Source organism: Duganella sp. AC917 (assembly GCF_979258245.1).
Genome location: NZ_OZ409848.1, coordinates 4,325,242 through 4,341,198, shown reverse-complemented (window position 1 = coordinate 4,341,198; position 15,957 = coordinate 4,325,242). Strand labels below are relative to the sequence as shown.

The 15,957-nt window shown below is 62.8% G+C and carries 16 protein-coding genes; 7 read left to right on the top strand and 9 right to left on the bottom strand.

The features are described 5' to 3' along the window. Positions 1-14: 14 nt before the first annotated feature. Positions 15-719, top strand: coding sequence for a two-component system response regulator KdpE (kdpE, locus tag ACZ0BA_RS18905; protein ID WP_463452746.1), 705 nt, complete (start codon positions 15-17; stop codon positions 717-719). After that, positions 716-1,393, top strand: a complete 678-nt coding sequence (locus ACZ0BA_RS18900; RefSeq protein WP_463452745.1) for an ArsR/SmtB family transcription factor — start codon at positions 716-718, stop codon at positions 1,391-1,393. Before kdpE ends, ACZ0BA_RS18900 begins: the two co-directional genes overlap by 4 nt. 9 nt (positions 1,394-1,402) lie before the next feature. On the opposite strand, the gene ACZ0BA_RS18895 is transcribed toward ACZ0BA_RS18900, so the two are convergent. From ACZ0BA_RS18895 to ACZ0BA_RS18885, 3 genes are read right to left on the bottom strand one after another with little or no spacing between them, the layout of a single operon-like run. Continuing rightward, positions 1,403-2,572 (bottom strand): vWA domain-containing protein, encoded by a 1,170-nt coding sequence (locus ACZ0BA_RS18895; RefSeq protein WP_463452744.1) that lies wholly within the window; start codon positions 2,570-2,572, stop codon positions 1,403-1,405. A gap of 1 nt (position 2,573) precedes the next feature. Next, positions 2,574-3,167, bottom strand: a complete 594-nt coding sequence (locus tag ACZ0BA_RS18890; RefSeq protein ID WP_463452743.1) for a GNAT family N-acetyltransferase — start codon at positions 3,165-3,167, stop codon at positions 2,574-2,576. Continuing rightward, positions 3,167-4,021, bottom strand: coding sequence for an AAA family ATPase (locus tag ACZ0BA_RS18885; RefSeq protein WP_463452742.1), 855 nt, complete (start codon positions 4,019-4,021; stop codon positions 3,167-3,169). The genes ACZ0BA_RS18890 and ACZ0BA_RS18885 overlap by 1 nt, the downstream gene beginning before the upstream one ends. Positions 4,022-4,239: 218 nt before the next feature. Between ACZ0BA_RS18885 and ACZ0BA_RS18880 the strand changes: the two genes are divergently transcribed. From ACZ0BA_RS18880 to mqo, 3 genes are all read left to right on the top strand, one after another. After that, positions 4,240-4,584, top strand: a complete 345-nt coding sequence (locus ACZ0BA_RS18880; protein WP_463452741.1) for a c-type cytochrome — start codon at positions 4,240-4,242, stop codon at positions 4,582-4,584. An 11-nt stretch (positions 4,585-4,595) separates the two neighbouring features. After that, on the top strand, positions 4,596-4,937 hold the full coding sequence (locus ACZ0BA_RS18875; RefSeq protein ID WP_463452740.1) for a c-type cytochrome: 342 nt from the start codon (positions 4,596-4,598) through the stop codon (positions 4,935-4,937). Between the two features lie 375 nt (positions 4,938-5,312). Continuing rightward, complete coding sequence (gene mqo / locus ACZ0BA_RS18870) at positions 5,313-6,920, top strand: malate dehydrogenase (quinone) (RefSeq protein WP_463452739.1); 1,608 nt, start codon at positions 5,313-5,315, stop codon at positions 6,918-6,920. Positions 6,921-6,981: 61 nt separating this feature from the next. Here the strand turns inward: mqo and ACZ0BA_RS18865 are convergent, their stop codons facing one another. After that, positions 6,982-7,410, bottom strand: a complete 429-nt coding sequence (locus ACZ0BA_RS18865) for a DUF1841 family protein (RefSeq protein ID WP_315220284.1) — start codon at positions 7,408-7,410, stop codon at positions 6,982-6,984. A gap of 79 nt (positions 7,411-7,489) precedes the next feature. Further along, on the bottom strand, positions 7,490-8,137 hold the full coding sequence (locus tag ACZ0BA_RS18860) for an RNA pyrophosphohydrolase (RefSeq protein ID WP_463452738.1): 648 nt from the start codon (positions 8,135-8,137) through the stop codon (positions 7,490-7,492). Between the two features lie 202 nt (positions 8,138-8,339). Between ACZ0BA_RS18860 and ACZ0BA_RS18855 the strand changes: the two genes are divergently transcribed. Both ACZ0BA_RS18855 and ACZ0BA_RS18850 read left to right on the top strand, forming a co-directional pair. Continuing rightward, a complete protein-coding gene (locus ACZ0BA_RS18855; RefSeq protein ID WP_463452737.1) occupies positions 8,340-10,076 on the top strand; it encodes a proline--tRNA ligase in 1,737 nt (578 codons plus the stop codon). A gap of 47 nt (positions 10,077-10,123) precedes the next feature. Further along, on the top strand, positions 10,124-10,678 hold the full coding sequence (locus ACZ0BA_RS18850) for a lytic transglycosylase domain-containing protein (RefSeq protein WP_463454784.1): 555 nt from the start codon (positions 10,124-10,126) through the stop codon (positions 10,676-10,678). Positions 10,679-10,681: 3 nt separating this feature from the next. Here the strand turns inward: ACZ0BA_RS18850 and ACZ0BA_RS18845 are convergent, their stop codons facing one another. From ACZ0BA_RS18845 to ACZ0BA_RS18830, 4 genes are read right to left on the bottom strand one after another with little or no spacing between them, the layout of a single operon-like run. Then, positions 10,682-11,497, bottom strand: a complete 816-nt coding sequence (locus ACZ0BA_RS18845; RefSeq protein WP_463452736.1) for a hypothetical protein — start codon at positions 11,495-11,497, stop codon at positions 10,682-10,684. 15 nt (positions 11,498-11,512) lie between these two features. Beyond that, on the bottom strand, positions 11,513-12,703 hold the full coding sequence (locus ACZ0BA_RS18840) for a glycoside hydrolase family 88 protein (protein WP_463452735.1): 1,191 nt from the start codon (positions 12,701-12,703) through the stop codon (positions 11,513-11,515). Positions 12,704-12,720: 17 nt separating this feature from the next. Continuing rightward, entirely contained in the window at positions 12,721-13,986 is a 1,266-nt protein-coding gene (locus ACZ0BA_RS18835) for an oligosaccharide MFS transporter (protein ID WP_463452734.1), read from the bottom strand. Between the two features lie 12 nt (positions 13,987-13,998). Beyond that, positions 13,999-15,876 carry a glycoside hydrolase family 97 protein gene (locus tag ACZ0BA_RS18830; RefSeq protein WP_463452733.1) on the bottom strand — a complete coding sequence of 626 codons (1,878 nt, stop codon included), beginning with the start codon at positions 15,874-15,876 and terminating at the stop codon, positions 13,999-14,001. Positions 15,877-15,957: the final 81 nt, after the last annotated feature.

Genomic DNA, 15,957 nt, shown 5'->3' with positions numbered 1-15,957 from the left:
TATGGATGACGTAAATGAGTGAAGCACCGAGCGCCCCCGTCGCCTTATTGGTCGAAGACGAGCCGCAAATCCGCCGCTTCGTGCGCGCCGCGCTGGAGGAGGAGGGCTGGCAGGTGCACGAGGCGGCGACCATGCAGCGTGGCCTGATCGACGCCGGCACCCGCAAACCGGACCTGATCGTGCTCGATCTGGGCCTGCCCGACGGCGACGGCATCGACTTTGTGGCCGATCTGCGCAAATGGTCGACGGTGCCGGTGATCGTGCTGTCGGCGCGAGTCAACGAGGCCGATAAGATCCGCGCGCTCGACGCCGGAGCCGACGATTACCTGACCAAACCTTTCGGCGTCGGCGAGTTGCTGGCGCGGGTGCGCGCCACCTTGCGGCGCCAGCGCCAGCCGGCCGCCGACAACGACGGATTGATCGTGTTCGGGGATGTGGCGGTCGATTTGAAGAATCGCCGCGTCACGCGCGGCGGCGAAAACGTCCATCTCACCCCGACCGAGTATCGGCTGCTGGCGGTTTTGGTGGGCAATGCCGGCCGCGTGATGACCAATCCGCAGTTGCTGCGCGCGGTGTGGGGGCCATCGCAGGGGGAGAACGGCCACTATCTGCGCATCTATATGGGGCATCTGCGGCACAAGCTGGAAGCCGATCCCACCCAGCCGCGCCATCTGCTGACCGAAACGGCGGTCGGCTACCGTTTGCAATTGCAGCCATGACGGCGCCGGTGCAGCCGCGTTTTGCGCGGGTGGCCGCCGCGATTGGCGAGCCGACACGCGCGTTGATGTTGTCACGGCTGCTCGACGGGCGCTGTTACACCGCCACCGAGCTGGCCGAACATGCCGGCGTGGCGGCTTCCACGGCATCGCAGCATCTCAAGTTGCTGGTGGACGAAGGGCTGGCGCAGGTGCGGGCGCAGGGGCGGCACCGCTATTTCATGTTGGCCGATGCCGATGTCGCGCATGCGCTGGAGGCGCTGCTGCGCGTGGCCGACGGCGCGCTGCCGGAGACGACGCGGTGGCACGGCCCGGCGTTGCGCGGGCTGCGTCATGCGCGCAGCTGTTACGGCCATCTGGCCGGGGAGCTCGGGGTTCGGGTGTGCGAGGCGATGGTGGCGCAGGGCTGGGTGGTGGAGGAGGGTGGCCGCGAATATGCGCTGACTGCGGCGGGGCGCGAGGGGCTGGCGCAACTGGGCGTGCCGGTGGAGGCCAGGGCGGGACGGCGGCAATTGTATGGCTGTGTCGACTGGTCGGAGCGGCGCGATCATTTCGCCGGTCCGCTGGCGGTGGCGATGCTCGACGCGTGGATAGAGCAGGGCTGGCTGCGCCGCGAGCGGGATACAAGGGAGCTGACGTTGACCGCTACCGGCGCCCAGCGGCTGGCGAGATTTTGACCGCCTGCGTCACTTGCTCAGGGTCCGCATGGCGCGTTCCAAGCCATCCATCGTCAGCGGGAACATGCGGTTGTTCATCAACTGGCGGATGATGCTGACCGATTGCCGATACTGCCAGATGCCTTCCGGCTCCGGATTGAGCCAGACGAATTTCGGAAACGCGCTGGTGAAGCGCGCCAGCCATTCGCTGCCCGCCTCGGGGTTGTTGTACTCCACCGAACCGCCCGGCTGCAGCACCTCGTAAGGGCTCATCGTGGCGTCGCCGACGAATATCAGCTTGGTGTCCGCCGGGTACTTGCGCAGGATGTCCCAGGTCGGAAAGCGCTCCGAATGGCGCCGCCGGTTGTTCTTCCACATATAGTCATAAACGCAGTTGTGGAAGTAGAAGAACTCCATGTTCTTGAACTCCGTTTTCGAGGCCGAGAACAGTTCCTCGGTGCGCTCGATATGGTCGTCCATCGTGCCGCCGACATCGAACAGCATCAACACCTTGATGTTGTTCTTGCGCTCGGGCTGCATCTTGATGTCCAGATAGCCGGCGTTGCTGGCCGTGGCGCGGATGGTGGCGTCGAGCGCCAATTCCTCCTCGGCGCCCTGGCGCGCAAACTTGCGCAGGCGCCGCAGCGCCACCTTGATGTTGCGCGTGCCGATTTCCTTGTCGCCGTCGTAGTCCTTGTAGGCGCGCGCCTCCCACACTTTGACCGCTGTGCGGTTGCCGCCCTTGCCGCCGATGCGCACACCTTCCGGGTTGGTGCCGCCGTTGCCGAAGGGCGAGGTGCCGCCCGTGCCTATCCATTTGCTGCCGCCTTCGTGGCGCTCCTTCTGCTCCTTGAGCAGCTCCTGCAGGCGGTCCATCAGTTTGTCGTAGCCGAATTTCTCCAGTCCGGCCCTTTGCTCGTCGCTGAGCTCACGCTTCATCCGCTGCAGCAGCCAGTCCAGCGGAATCGCGCTATTGGTCTCGAAGACGTCGTTGACGCCTTTGAAGTACATGCCGAAGGCGCGGTCGAATTTGTCGAAGTGGGCCTCGTCCTTGACCAGCGTGAGTCGCGACAGATAATAGAAGTCGTCGAGCGAGGCGTCGATGACGTTCTTCTGCATCGCTTCGAGCAGGGTCAGAAACTCCTTGATCGTGACCGGGATCTTGGCGTCCTTCAGCGTAAAGAAGAAATCGATCAGCATCTCAGACCTTCCCGTGCCGTTCCAGCCGGTAGCGCAGCTGCGCCTTGATCTCCGGCCACTCGCCGGCCGCGATGCTGTACATGACCGTGTCGCGCACGGTGCCGTCGCGCCGCACCGCATGGTGGCGCAGCACGCCGTCCTTGCGCGCGCCCAGGCGCTCGATGGCCGCCTGCGAGGCGTGATTGAAGTTATCGGTGCGCAGGCCGACCAGCGCCGCGCCCAGTTTCTCGAACGCGTGCGTCATCAAGAGCAGCTTGCAGGTGGTGTTGACGTGGCTGCGCTGGTGGCTTTTGGCGTACCAGGTGTAGCCGATCTCGATACGGGCGATGGCCGGCACGATGTCGTGATAGCTGGTCGAGCCGATGACGGCGCCGCTGGCCGCGTCGATGACGGCGAAGGCCAGCCGGCCGGGACGCATCTCCAGCGCCTTGTCGATGTAGGCGTCCACTTCGTTCGGCGCCGGCACGGAGGTGACGCGCAAGGTCCACAGCTCGCCGTCCTGCGCGGCGGCCAGCAGGCCCTCGGCGTGCTGCGGCCCGAGCGGCTCGAGCCGCACGCCGTTCAATTCCAGGGCGACGGGGGCGGGGGTTTTCATCAGCGGTTGGTCCTCGACATGAACACCAGCCGCTCGAACAGATGGACGTCCTGCTCGTTCTTGAGCAGCGCGCCGTGCAGCGGCGGCACGATGGCTTTGGCGTCCTGGCTGCGCAGCGCCTCGGCCGGGATGTCCTCGGCCATCAGCAGCTTGAGCCAGTCCAGAAACTCGGACGTCGACGGCTTTTTCTTCAGCCCCGGCACGTCGCGCACTTCGTAGAAGCTCTGCAGCGCCTGCGCCAGCAGATCCTTCTTCAGGTTCGGATAGTGCACTGCGACAATTTGCTCCATCGTGTCGCGGTCGGGGAACTTAATATAGTGGAAGAAGCAACGGCGCAGGAAGGCGTCCGGCAGCTCCTTCTCGTTGTTCGACGTGATGATCACCAGCGGGCGGTGCACGGCGCGCACCATTTCGCGCGTCTCGTAGACGTAGAACTCCATGCGGTCGAGCTCGCGCAGCAGGTCGTTCGGGAACTCGATGTCGGCCTTGTCGATTTCATCGATCAGCAACACCACCGGCTCGGGCGCGGTGAACGCCTGCCACAGCACGCCCTTGACGATGTAGTTCTGGATGTCGCGCACGCGCTCGTCGCCGAGCTGGGAGTCGCGCAAACGCGACACCGCGTCGTATTCATACAACCCCTGTTGCGCCTTGGTGGTGGACTTGATGTGCCATTGCATCAGCGGCATGTTCAGCGCCGCGGCCACTTCCTCGGCCAGCATGGTCTTGCCGGTGCCGGGCTCGCCCTTGATGAGCAGCGGACGTTGCAGCGTCAAGGCCGCATTCACGGCCAGTTTCAGGTCATTGGTCGCGACGTACTGGTCGGAACCCTCAAAGCGTGGAGTGGCTTGCATGCGTGATGTCTCGGTGAAAAAGGGATTTGACGAGTATAGGGGAGAACGGCCAAAGTTGTGGGCCGGTATCACGCGGAGCGGCGAGCTCAGCACTGTGTGGTTTCGGCAATGATTCTGGGTAGCTTAGAAAAATTTCTTGGGTTAGAATCGCAGGCTAATAGTGCAAAAGTCAAGTTTTGCATCCGCGGTAGTATCCGATTACTTACCTTGCAAACACCATGAAAAAAATCACCGCACTTCTCGTGCTCGCAGGCCTCGCTCAGACCGCCCAGGTCGCTGCCGCGGCGGAAATCGTGGGCAATGCCCAGAACGCCAAGGCAAAGGTTGAAATGTGTATCGGTTGTCATGGAATTCCGGGCTATAAAGCCACGTTCCCGGAAGTGTTTCAGGTGCCGATGATCGGTGGCCAGTCGGCCAAGTATATTGAAAACGCGCTGCAGGCCTACAAGAAGGGCGATCGCAAGCACCCATCCATGAAGGGCATCGCCGCCAGCCTGTCCGACCAGGATATCGCCGATGTCGCCGCGTTCTACGCGCAGCAGACGCGCACCGCCGCGAAATGAGGAACGCCACTATGAAAAAACTGATCGCCGCATTGTTCTGTTCCGCCCTGTCGTTCTCCGCCGTCGCCGCCGGTAACGTGGCCGCCGGCAAGGCCGTGGCCGACAAATACAGTTGCTTCGCCTGCCACGGCAAGGATTACAACAGCCCGATCGACCCCAGCTATCCGAAGCTGGCCGGCCAGCACAAGGATTACCTGCAGCACGCGTTGACCGCCTACAAACGCGGCGACAACGCCAACGGCCGCAACAACGCCATCATGACCGGCCAGGTCAAGCCGCTGACCAATCAGGACATCAAGGATCTGGCGGCGTACTTCAACAGCCTGCCCGGCAACCTGGCGGTGCATCGCTAACCGTAGCGACACCGTTCAGCCCTGAAAGCCACGCATTGCGTGGCTTTTTTGCATCTTATGCGCGTTTTTTTTTGCGCCGGTCTACGTAGTTTCTTTGCCTTTCCTTAAGTGTTATCCCTCATCTGGCGGCAACGTTGCGCTGCTAAAATCATCTTTCTTGATAATATCTATGGACACTCGCGCAATTCTATTGTCGGTTTTTACCGAAAGTAAGCATTGCGCAAGCATCGGCAGCCGTCACCCTCTTCGTCCGCGCGCACTCATCGCCGCGGCCGACCAGCCACCTTCGAATGCCACTTCCCGACGCCACCGGCGTGCGTGATGGCCGGCAACGCCAGTCCCGAATACAGTCGGTATCTATGAATGGAGTTACGTATGCGGAAGTCACTTGTAATTTTGATGTCGTGCCTGATCCTGGCCGCATGTAGCAAATCGCCGGCGCCCTCGGCCGACAAACCGGTCGACGTGCTGCTGGTCGGCGCCGGCACCATGAGCGCGACCTTGGGCGCCATGCTCAAGGAAATGGACCCGACCCTGACCATGGCGATCTACGAGCGCATGGATTCGGTTGCGGCGGAGAGCTCCGACGCCATGAACAACGCCGGCACCGGCCACTCGGCCTTCGCCGAGCTGAACTACACGCCGGAAGCGGCCGACGGCCACATCGAGACCAAGAAGGCGGTTGAAATCAACGAGCAGTTCGAGATTTCCAAGCAATTCTGGGCTTACCAGGTCAAGAACAAATACATTGGCGCGCCGCAAACCTTCATCAACAACGTGCCGCACATGGCCTTTGTCTGGGGCGACGACAACATCAACTTCCTGCGCAAGCGCTATGCCGCGTTGCAGAAGGAAAACCTGTTCAAGGGCATGCTGTACTCGGAAGATCCGGCCGTCATCCAGCAATGGGCGCCGCTGATCATGACCGGACGCGACAAGGGCCAGAAAGTGGCCGCCACCCGCATGGAGATCGGTACCGACGTCAATTTCGGTAACCTCACGCGCGCGCTGGTCAAGCACCTGACCGACACCCACGGCACCACGTTGAACCTGCGTCACCAGGTGGAAGACATCAAGCGCGGCACCGACGGCACCTGGAACGTCACCGTCAAGAACCTGGCCGACGACTCGGTCAAGACCGTGCGCGCCAAGTTCGTGTTCATCGGCGCCGGCGGCGGCTCGCTGCCGTTGCTGGAGAAATCGGGCATTCCGGAAGCCAAGGGCTACGGCGGCGTGCCGGTCGGCGGCCAATGGCTGGTCACCACCAACCAGGCGCTGATCGACCAGCACGCCGCCAAGGTGTACGGCAAGGCGTCGGTCGGCTCGCCGCCAATGTCGGTGCCGCACCTGGACACCCGCATCATCGACGGCAAGAAAGCACTGCTGTTCGGCCCGTTCGCCACGTTCTCGACCAAGTTCCTGAAAAACGGCTCGTGGATCGATTTGCCGGCGTCGATCGACAGCGGCAACGTTCGTCCGATGCTGCAAGCCGGCTATGACAACATCCCCCTGACCAAGTATCTGATCGCTCAGGTGATGAACTCGCCGCAAGACCGCCTGGCCGCGCTGAAAGAGTATCTGCCGACCGCGAAGCTGGAAGACTGGACGCTGCAAAACGCCGGCCAGCGCGTGCAGATCGTCAAGGATGACCCTGAAAAAGGCGGCCTGCTGCAATTCGGTACGGAAGTGGTGGGTTCGGCCGACGGCAGCATCGTCGCGCTGCTGGGCGCCTCGCCCGGCGCCTCGACCGCGCCGCCGATCATGATCAAAGTGCTGCAAACCGCGTTCAAGGCCAAGCTGGCCACGCCGGAGTGGGACGCGAAAATGAAGGCGATGGTACCGTCCTACGGTCACAAGCTGAACAGCGATCCGGTGCTGGCGAACAAGATACGCCACTACAGCAGCGACATCCTGGGTTTGAAGGCGTTCACGCTGGAAGAGCCGGCCGTGGCCGCCGCTCCGGCAGAGACCGCCGCCAAGTAAGCTCAGACAGCCGCAAAAACAAAAGCCACGCAGACGCGTGGCTTTTTTCATCCGCGCAATTTTATTTGATGCGGCGCTTGATCGCTTCGATGTAGGCGTCGCCGTCCGGCGGGGTGCCGGTGCGCTGGGCGTTCCAGATCATTTCGCCCAGGCATTCCATGATCTCGTGCTGCGCTTCGTGCGCGGAGTCGAGCTTGAGGGTGAGGGCGGTGGCGGCGTCGCGGATGCCGCGCGGCTGGTCGATCGAGATCTGCTCGTCGATCGACAGGTGCATCGACAGGTGCAGGAACGGGTTGGCTTGCGCGCCTTCGACCGAGTAGTCGCGCGACAGCGCCGTGTCGACATCGGCCAGCACGTCGTGGTATTCGGGGTGGTGGCGCGCCCAGTCGGCCGCCATCGCCTCGAGCGGGGTGAGGATTTCGTTGGCGCGCTGCTTGCGGTAGGCCTCGCAAAAGAAGCGGCGGACGTCGTCGGAAGATGGATTAAACATAGCGTCATTGTACCTCCGGCGAAAAAAAAGCGGGACAGTGTGCCTGTCCCGCTTTTATTCTTGCCGTCCTGCTAACCGTTCAGCTGTCGCTTTTGACCGGTTCGGCCGGCCCCGCCGCGACGGCGGCCACGCTGGAGGCGGCTACCGCCTCGGCCGGCGCGCAGCCCGAGCCCGGCGGTTCCGGGTTCGGACGCGGCGCGTGCGGCTGGCGCAAGTAGCGCGAGCCGTGCTGGCGCCGGTCGTGGCCGTTGGCCGGCCACGTCAGGAAGCGCGACAGCTCCTGCAACGCGCGCTGATAGACGTCGCGCTTGAATTCAATCACGACATCGAGCGGCACCCAGTATTCGTGCCAGCGCCAGGCGTCGAATTCCGGGTGGTCCGTCAGCCGCAGGTTGACGTCGTTGTCGCGCGCGCACATGCGCAGCAGGAACCAAATCTGCTTCTGGCCACGGTAATGGCCGCGGATTTCCCGCTTGATAAAATGATCCGGCACCTCATAGCGTAGCCAGTCGCGCGTGCGGCCGACGATTTTTACGTGCTCGGCCCGCAGGCCGATTTCCTCTTCCAACTCCCGGTACATCGCCTGCTCAGGCGTTTCTCCATATTTGATGCCGCCTTGCGGAAACTGCCACGAGTGCTCGCGCACACGTTTTCCCCACCATACCTCGTTCTGCGCGTTGAGCAGGATGATGCCGACGTTGGGCCGAAACCCCTCCCGATCGAGCATATTGCACCTCAAACTTTCTGCGACTGAGCTCCCTGCTTATATTTTTGCCCATAAAAAGACGCCTCGGCGGGATTTTCGGGGTACGAAAACGGTCGAAGGGCCATCTATTGAACGCATTTGTATAAAGTATGGACGCATCAGCCAGCTAATCCTTTAAAATTAGGTTGATTATAACTCTCTCTTTTTAAAAAGAATTCACCGTATGCGCGCCTCACGATTTTTTATTTCCACGCTTAAAGAAGCGCCTTCCGACGCCGAGATCGTCAGTCACCAGTTAATGATGCGTGCAGGCATGATCAAGCGCCTGGGTTCGGGCATCTACACCTACATGCCGATGGGCCTGCGCGTCATCCGCAAAGTCGAAGCGATCGTACGCGAAGAGATGAACAAGTCCGCCGCCATTGAGCTTCTGATGCCGCTGATCCAGCCGGCCGAGCTGTGGCAGGAGACCGGCCGCTGGGACAAGATGGGCGCCGAGTTGCTGCGCATCAAGGATCGTCACGGCCGCGAATTCGCCTTCCAGCCGACCGCCGAGGAAGTCATCACCGATGTTGTCCGCTCGGAAATCAAATCGTATCGTCAACTTCCGTTGAATTTTTACCACATTCAGACCAAGTTCCGCGACGAACGCCGTCCCCGCTTCGGCCTGATGCGCGGCCGCGAGTTCACGATGAAGGACGCGTACTCGTTCGACCGCGACCTGGCCGGCATGCAGGCGTCGTACAAGGTCATGTATGACGCCTATGTGCGCATCTTCAACCGTTTCGGCCTGAAGTTCCGCGCCGTGGCGGCCGACAACGGCGCCATCGGCGGCACCGGTTCGCACGAATTCCACGTTATCGCCAGCACCGGCGAGGACGCGGTCGTCTACTGCCCGACCTCCGACTACGCGGCCAATATGGAAGCGGCCGAGGCGCTGCCGCTGAACGCCACGCGTCCAGCCGCCGCCCAGGCGCTGACCAAGGTCGCCACGCCGGACGCCACCAAGTGCGAGCTGGTCGCCGAGCAGCTCAAGCTGCCGCTGGCGCAGACCGTCAAGACCCTGGCGCTGACCGTCGAGACCGAAAAAGACGGCAAAGTAGCTAAACAGTATTTCATGTTGCTGCTGCGCGGCGACCATGAGCTCAACGAAGTCAAGATGGGCAAGGTGGCCGGCCTGGCCGCGCACCGCTTCTCGACCGAGGCCGAAATCCTGGAAGTGTACGGCTGCGTGCCGGGCTATCTGGGCCCGATCGGCACCCTTGGCCCGGTCACCGTGGTGGCCGACCGCACCGTCGCCAACATGGCCGACTTCGTCTGCGGCGCCAATGACGCCGGCTTCCACTACACCGGCGCCAACTGGGGCCGCGACGTGGCCGAGCCGGCCATCGTCGCCGACTTGCGCAACGTTGTCGAAGGCGACGCCTCGCCGGACGGCAAGGGCGTGCTGGCGATCGAGCGCGGCATCGAAGTGGGCCACGTGTTCCAGCTCGGCACTGCGTACTCGGAATCGATGAAGGCCACCTTCCTCGACGAGAACGGCAAACCGGCGCCGCTGCAGATGGGTTGCTACGGCATCGGCATCACCCGCATCCTGGGCGCGGCGATCGAGCAGAACTTCGACGACAAGGGCATCATCTGGCCGACGTCGCTGGCGCCGTTCGAACTGGTGCTGTGCCCGATGGGCATGGACCGCAGCGAGGCGGTCAAGGAAGCGACCGAGAAACTGTACGCCGACGCGCAAGCGGCCGGCATCGACGTCATCCTCGACGACCGCGGCTTGCGTCCGGGCGGCATGTTTGCCGACTGGGAGCTGATCGGCGTGCCGCACCGCGTGGTGATCGGCGACCGTGGCTTGAAAGAAGGCAACCTGGAATACCAGGGCCGCCGCGACACCGAAGCGACCGCCGTGCCGGTGGCCGACGTGATCAGCTTCATCCAGGGCAAAATGTCGCAGTGAGCAGAAGCAGTGTAGCCGGCGCCTGGTTGGCGCTGGCGCTGTCAGTGATGATGGCGCCGGCCGCGCAAGCCGGCAATCAGAAGGAGGAGGCGCTGGCCGATGCGGTCCGCGTCGCCCTCGCCAACAGCATCAAGGACGCCACGCCGCCGCGCATCGTTTTCCGCAACGACGCCGAACGGCAGCGTTACGAAGGCTGGCTGGCGCAGATGTCGGCGCGCCTCAAGCGCAAGCTGCCCGACGAGCAAACCCGCCATGAGTTTCTTGCCACCGTGTGGTACGAGTCGCGCCGCGCCGGGCTCGAGCCGGGCATGGTGCTGGGATTGATTCAGGTCGAATCGGCGTATCGCAAATACGCGGTATCGCTGGTGGGCGCGCGCGGGTATATGCAGGTAATGCCGTTCTGGACCAATGTAATCGGCGACCGTGATCGGAGTGCGCTGTTTAATATGCAAACCAATTTGCGCTATGGCTGCGCGATATTGCGGATGTATATCGATATGGAGGGCGGTAACCTTTATCTGGCGCTAGGCCGCTATAACGGTAGCCGTGGACGGCCGCAATATCCGAACGCCGTGCTCACGGCGTGGAATAACTGGAAATAACCTTTAGAGTATCAATATGCCCTGGAGCGACGAGATGTTTTCGGCATCGGACCAGCTGCCGAGCAGGCGTCCGTCAGCGTCGAATTCAAGCAGCTGCTGGCCGTTGCCGCCGTTGTCCGGGCCGTGGCCCTGCCAGTTGGCGACGATCAGGCGGCCATCGCTCAACTGTTGGAACGTGGCGTAGAAAAACGGTGCGACGTCGGCCGGTACATCCGCTTCGCCACCAAATGTGCCCAGCAGTTCGCCCTCCGCGTCGAACCGCGCCATGAAGCCGCCATATCCGGCCGAGACCAACGTCGTCCCATCCGCGCACGGTTCCGCCTTCCACGCATGAAAGAAGCCCGGTGCCCGCAACTCGCGCACCGCCTTGAGCGCGCTGTCGGTTTCCAGAATGTGATCGTTCATGCATAGCAGATAGCCGCCGGCGGCGGTTCGGCGCATCAGCCGCACATAGTCGCCGTCGCGGCGCGCCGTGTGCGTCAGATTGAAGTCTCTATCCAGCGTCAACACGTTGATCCCGCCTGTGCCGTCCAGGTTGTAGCCGGTCACCAGGGTCGAGCCGTCGTCGAGCCGGCACGCGGAAGTGACGTCGCTCCAGCGGTCGCAGGACGCCAGCACCTCGCCGGTGCTGATCCGCAGCTCGAAGAATCCCCGTTCGAAGCCGATCAGCACGCGGTCGTCGTCGAGCCGTTGCATGTCGCGCGCCAGCGGGAAGTCGGCCAGATCGCGCGACCATAAGGCGCCGGTGCGCGTGGTGTCGATCAGCGAGATGCGCTGGTGGCCTTCGTCGATGGCAAGCAGTTTGTGTATCAATGTCATGTGGTTGTGTCCTCGTTACCAGTAGGGTTCCCACGTGCGGCTCAGGCGCACCAGGGATTCGAAATAGAAATAGTCGCCCCAGATGCAGCTCTCGTCGATGCCGATGCGGTGCGGCTTGTGATAGACGGCGTGACGCAGCAGCCCGCCGCCGGGCATGCCGTCCGTATCGGCGTACTGCTCGGAAAGTTGCCGCACGGTGCGCAGCGCGGCGGCCTCGTAGTCGCTGCGCAGCGGGTCGAGCAGCGGCAGGTTCTTGGCCAGCTCCAGGAGGCCGCAGGCGGCGATGGCGGCCGCCGAGCTGTCGCGCTCTTCGCTACCGGACGTAAAGATCAGATCCCAATAGCAAATGCCGTCTTCCGGCAGGCGGTTCAGATAATAATTGGCGAGCACTCTGGAGAGGTCGAGCAAACGCGTGTCGCCGTTGTGGCGGAACACCAGCGGGAAGCCGGAGATGCCCCACGCCTGGCCGCGTGCCCAGCAGGAGTCGTCGGCGAAGCCCTGGTGCGTCTTGCCGTGACGCGGCAGGCCGGTCGCCGTGTCGAAGAAGAAGGTGTGGAAGGTCGAGCCGTCCGGCCGCACGATGTGGCGCGCTGCCATGTCGATATGCCGGTCGGCGGCCTCTCGGAAGCGCAGGTCGCCGCTGTGCTCGCTCGCCCAGTACAGCAGCGGCAGATTCAGGTTGCAATCGATGATCATGCGGCCGCTTTGCTCGGGATCGTTCAGGTCGCCCCAGGCCTGGATGATGCCGGCGCGCGGCTGGTAGCGCTCGAGCAACAGATGGGCCGCGCCCATGGCCGCCTCGGCCGCGATGGCGCTGCCGGTGAGCTTGTAGGCCGCCACGCACGACAGGCTGTACAGGAATCCCAGGTCGTGGTGGTTGACGTTGATTTCTTCCGCCTGCCGCTGGTGGAAGCTGAGCACGTGCCGCTCGGCGGCGTCGCGGTAGCGCTGGGCGCCGGTCGCTTCGTAGGCCAGCCACAACATGCCGGTCCAGAAGCCGTTGGTCCATTCGATATTGCCGATGGCCGGGTAGACGCCGGCGGTGCTCGATGGTGCCGGGAAGCCGTCGCCGAAGTGGGCCAGGTTGCGGTCGATCGACGCCAGTGCCTGGTCGAGCGCGCGCGTCAGCATTTGCCGGCTTTGCCGGTCCGGCGCGGTGGCGCCTTTCAACGGTTCGATGACGGCGGCGTTCAGGGGTGCGGACATGGAATTTTCCTTGGTAATCACAGGGTTTTTTGCAGCGGCTCGGCCAGGTCGTTGGTGTCGGGCTTGCTGACGCTGCGGCGCGGCGTTTCGGCCGGCGTCGGCTCCAGCGCGAAGGCCGACAGCGCCAGGAAGACGAGTCCGAGTCCCGCCAGCAGCAGATAGGTCGACGGGAAGCCAACCATGTCGTAGCTCTTGCCGACCATCGGCGACAGGATCGCCAACCCCAGCGAGTGGCCGAAGCTGACGCCGACCATGTACAGCGTGGAGGCCAGCCGCGTGTCGAAATGGTGGGCGATGTAGCGAAATACCGACACCACCAGGATCGGCAGCTCGATCGAATGCAGCATCTTCAGCATCGAGATCGACACCGGACCGACGGCGAAGCTGGAGCCGCCGATGCGCACCATCATGATGGCCCCGGCCAGCATCAGCCCGTTCTTGGCGCCGATGCGCTTGATCAGTATCGGCGACAGGAACAAGCCGCCGGCCTCGATGAAGATCTGCGCCGAGTTCAGGTAGCCGAACATGGCCGCGCCCTGCTGCGGCGTCGGGAACAGCGAGGCGAAGTAGCTGGGGAATTGCTGGTCGAACACCAGGTACAGGTTCGTCACGCCCAGGATGAAGACCATGAAGCGCCAGAACTTGGGATCGCGCAGCAGGCCGAGCGCGTCGCCCAGTTTGACCTTGTTGGCTTCGGTGACGGCGCCGGTGTCGGTCTCGGTGCGCCACACCAGCAGCATGACGATCATCAGCAGGCCGGCGCCGGAGGCGATGAAGAAATTGATGCCCGGATTGATATTGAACAGGTGGCCCGTCATCATCGCCGCGCTGGCGAAGCCGAGCGAGCCGCACAGGCGCACGCGGCTGTACTCGAAGCCGTAGCGGCGGCCGATGCGGTCCACGTACGATTCGATCGCGTAGCTGCCGGCGATGAAGGTCACGCCCAGGTACAGGCCGCCGATGGCGGCGCCCAGCAGCAAGTTGGCCTTAAGCAGCGGCGCGTAGACGAACATGAAGAACAGGCCGCACATGGTGCACAGCGCGCTGACCGTCCACAGGATGTGCTTGCGCATGCCGACCTTGTCGGAGATAAAACCGTAGATCGGCTGCGAGCACATGGCGGCGATGAAGTTGGCGGCAAACACCACGCCCGCTTCGGTGCCGGACAGGTGCAGCGTGTTGCGCAGCCACAGGGTCAGCAGCGAGATGCTCATCGCCTGCGCGAAGAAGTACACGAAGACGAAGACGCTCAGGAACCGGAAATGCGATTGGGTTTGGGTCATGACGGGTTCCTGTTATGGCTGCGCCGGGGTGATCCGGATGGCCACGCCACCGGAAGCGGACAGCTTGGCGTCGATGACGGTTGAGGCGTCGACCGCCCGCCGCTCGATGCCGACGCGGGTGGCCGTGGAAGCGCTCGCATCATCGGCATACAAAGTGGCTTGATATTTTTTACCCTTTTCCAGGAAGCTCAGCGGGATGCTGACGTTGCGCGCGTCGTTGTTGGTGATGGCGCCAATGAACCAGTCGGCCCCGCTGCGGCGCGCGATCGTGACAGATTCGCCCGGCTTGCCCGAGATGACTTTGCTCTGGTCCCAGGTCACAGGAATTTTGTCCCAGAACTCCAGCTCCGGCTCGTTGTTCTCCTTCTCCGGACGGTCGTACCAGTACAAGGTCTGCAAAGGGCTGTAGTAGATCGCCGCGAGCGCCAACTGGTGCGCGTGCGTGGTCTTGATGCGCGGATCGAAGTAGCAGATCGTGTAGTCTGCCGCGCCGGCCAGGTAGCGGGTAAACGGCAGCACCGTGTTATGCGTGGCGTCCGGCATCTCCTCGTTGCCGCGCACGCCTTCGGACGTCAGCAGATTGGGCCAGGTGCGCTGCTCGCCGGTCGGGCGCCAGTCGTCGTGGATGTTGACCATGATTTGCGCATCGGCCGCTTGCTGGATGGCCTTGTTGATCCAGGTGGACCAGCGGTGCGAGCCGACCTGGACGAAGCCGAACTTCACGCCTTTGACGCCCCAGTCCTTGTAGGTTTTGAACAAGGTGTCGGACTGCGTCAGCAGCGCTTGCTGGTTGACGTACAGCCAGATGCCGACGCCGCGGTCCTTGCCGTATTTGATGATGGCCGGCAGGTCGAAGTCCGGTATCGCCACTTTCGTCGCGTCGGAATCGAAGGAGAAGGCGGGGCCGTACCATTTCCAGTCGAACAGCACGTACTGCAGCTTGTGCTTGACCGCGAAATCGATGTTGGCCTTGGCGGCGGTCGTGGTCTGCGTCATCACGCGCATGATCTTGCCGGGCTTGATCCAGTCCGGCTTGGCGATCTTCGACGGCGGATTGAGGTTGAGGATGAAGTGGTTGTTGTCGGCCAGCGCGCCGGCCGATTCGGCGACCATGATGCCGCGCCACGGCGTGGCGAACGGCGAGATCAGGTCGGCCGGATCGTACATGGCGGTGACGATGGTATTCGGCTTGCTCGTGCTGAGTTTGAACTTGGTGCGCGAGTAGTCGACCATTTGCGCTTCGAGCAGGGCGACGTGGGTGCCGCCGAGCAGTTCCAAGGTCAGCGGACGTTCGGCTTCGTCGGGCCAGTTGGCAAGGTCCAGTTTTTTGTAGGGCGCTTGCGCCCAGCCGGCGAACCAGGCCTTGGTTTCCACCGGCAGGGTGAACTCGGTGTTCTCCTGCGTCACGCGGTAGTAGCTGCCTTTGGGGTTTTCCGGGAACACGTAGCGGAAGGCGACGCCTTCGTTGTAAGCCCGCACTTCCAGCTTCATCGTGTAGTCGGGATTGTCGTCCTTGACCATGTTCACGGTGAGCTGATTGTAGTTGTCCGGGATCTCTGCTTGCTCGCCGTGCAGCGGTTTCCAAGTGGCGTTGTGGCTGATGGTGGTGTTGCCGGTGATCGCCAGGTTGTCGAACCACCTTTTGTGGCGGTCGATTTTCAGCGCCATCGAGCTTTCGGACAGGTGATTGTCCAGTTGCAGGTCGAGCAGGGAATCGAGGATGACCGCTTTGTGCTTGTAGTTGACGCGGTAGTACAGCTGCCGCTCGCCGGTGGCCGCTGTGGTTTGGTAGAAAATGTACTGCAGGTGCTTGTCGGGCGACTGTACCGTGGCCAGATGCTGCTGCTCCGCCGCGTGGCTCGGCGCGCCAAGCGCAAGCAAGACAATCAAGATCAGGCACGGAAAAACATAGGGCGGATTAGCGAAGCGTAATCCGCCAATCCGGTGTAATGCGTGGCTTATGTGGGCCAA

Bases quoted from the DNA above. Each gene is read 5' to 3' on its own strand.
- kdpE (WP_463452746.1), top strand. From the start codon at position 15: ATGAGTGAAGCACCGAGCGCCCCCGTCGCCTTATTGGTCGAAGACGAG.
- ACZ0BA_RS18900 (WP_463452745.1), top strand. From the start codon at position 716: ATGACGGCGCCGGTGCAGCCGCGTTTTGCGCGGGTGGCCGCCGCGATT.
- ACZ0BA_RS18895 (WP_463452744.1), bottom strand. From the start codon at position 2,572: ATGCTGATCGATTTCTTCTTTACGCTGAAGGACGCCAAGATCCCGGTC.
- ACZ0BA_RS18890 (WP_463452743.1), bottom strand. From the start codon at position 3,167: ATGAAAACCCCCGCCCCCGTCGCCCTGGAATTGAACGGCGTGCGGCTC.
- ACZ0BA_RS18885 (WP_463452742.1), bottom strand. From the start codon at position 4,021: ATGCAAGCCACTCCACGCTTTGAGGGTTCCGACCAGTACGTCGCGACC.
- ACZ0BA_RS18880 (WP_463452741.1), top strand. From the start codon at position 4,240: ATGAAAAAAATCACCGCACTTCTCGTGCTCGCAGGCCTCGCTCAGACC.
- ACZ0BA_RS18875 (WP_463452740.1), top strand. From the start codon at position 4,596: ATGAAAAAACTGATCGCCGCATTGTTCTGTTCCGCCCTGTCGTTCTCC.
- mqo (WP_463452739.1), top strand. From the start codon at position 5,313: ATGCGGAAGTCACTTGTAATTTTGATGTCGTGCCTGATCCTGGCCGCA.
- ACZ0BA_RS18865 (WP_315220284.1), bottom strand. From the start codon at position 7,410: ATGTTTAATCCATCTTCCGACGACGTCCGCCGCTTCTTTTGCGAGGCC.
- ACZ0BA_RS18860 (WP_463452738.1), bottom strand. From the start codon at position 8,137: ATGCTCGATCGGGAGGGGTTTCGGCCCAACGTCGGCATCATCCTGCTC.
- ACZ0BA_RS18855 (WP_463452737.1), top strand. From the start codon at position 8,340: ATGCGCGCCTCACGATTTTTTATTTCCACGCTTAAAGAAGCGCCTTCC.
- ACZ0BA_RS18850 (WP_463454784.1), top strand. From the start codon at position 10,124: ATGATGGCGCCGGCCGCGCAAGCCGGCAATCAGAAGGAGGAGGCGCTG.
- ACZ0BA_RS18845 (WP_463452736.1), bottom strand. From the start codon at position 11,497: ATGACATTGATACACAAACTGCTTGCCATCGACGAAGGCCACCAGCGC.
- ACZ0BA_RS18840 (WP_463452735.1), bottom strand. From the start codon at position 12,703: ATGTCCGCACCCCTGAACGCCGCCGTCATCGAACCGTTGAAAGGCGCC.
- ACZ0BA_RS18835 (WP_463452734.1), bottom strand. From the start codon at position 13,986: ATGACCCAAACCCAATCGCATTTCCGGTTCCTGAGCGTCTTCGTCTTC.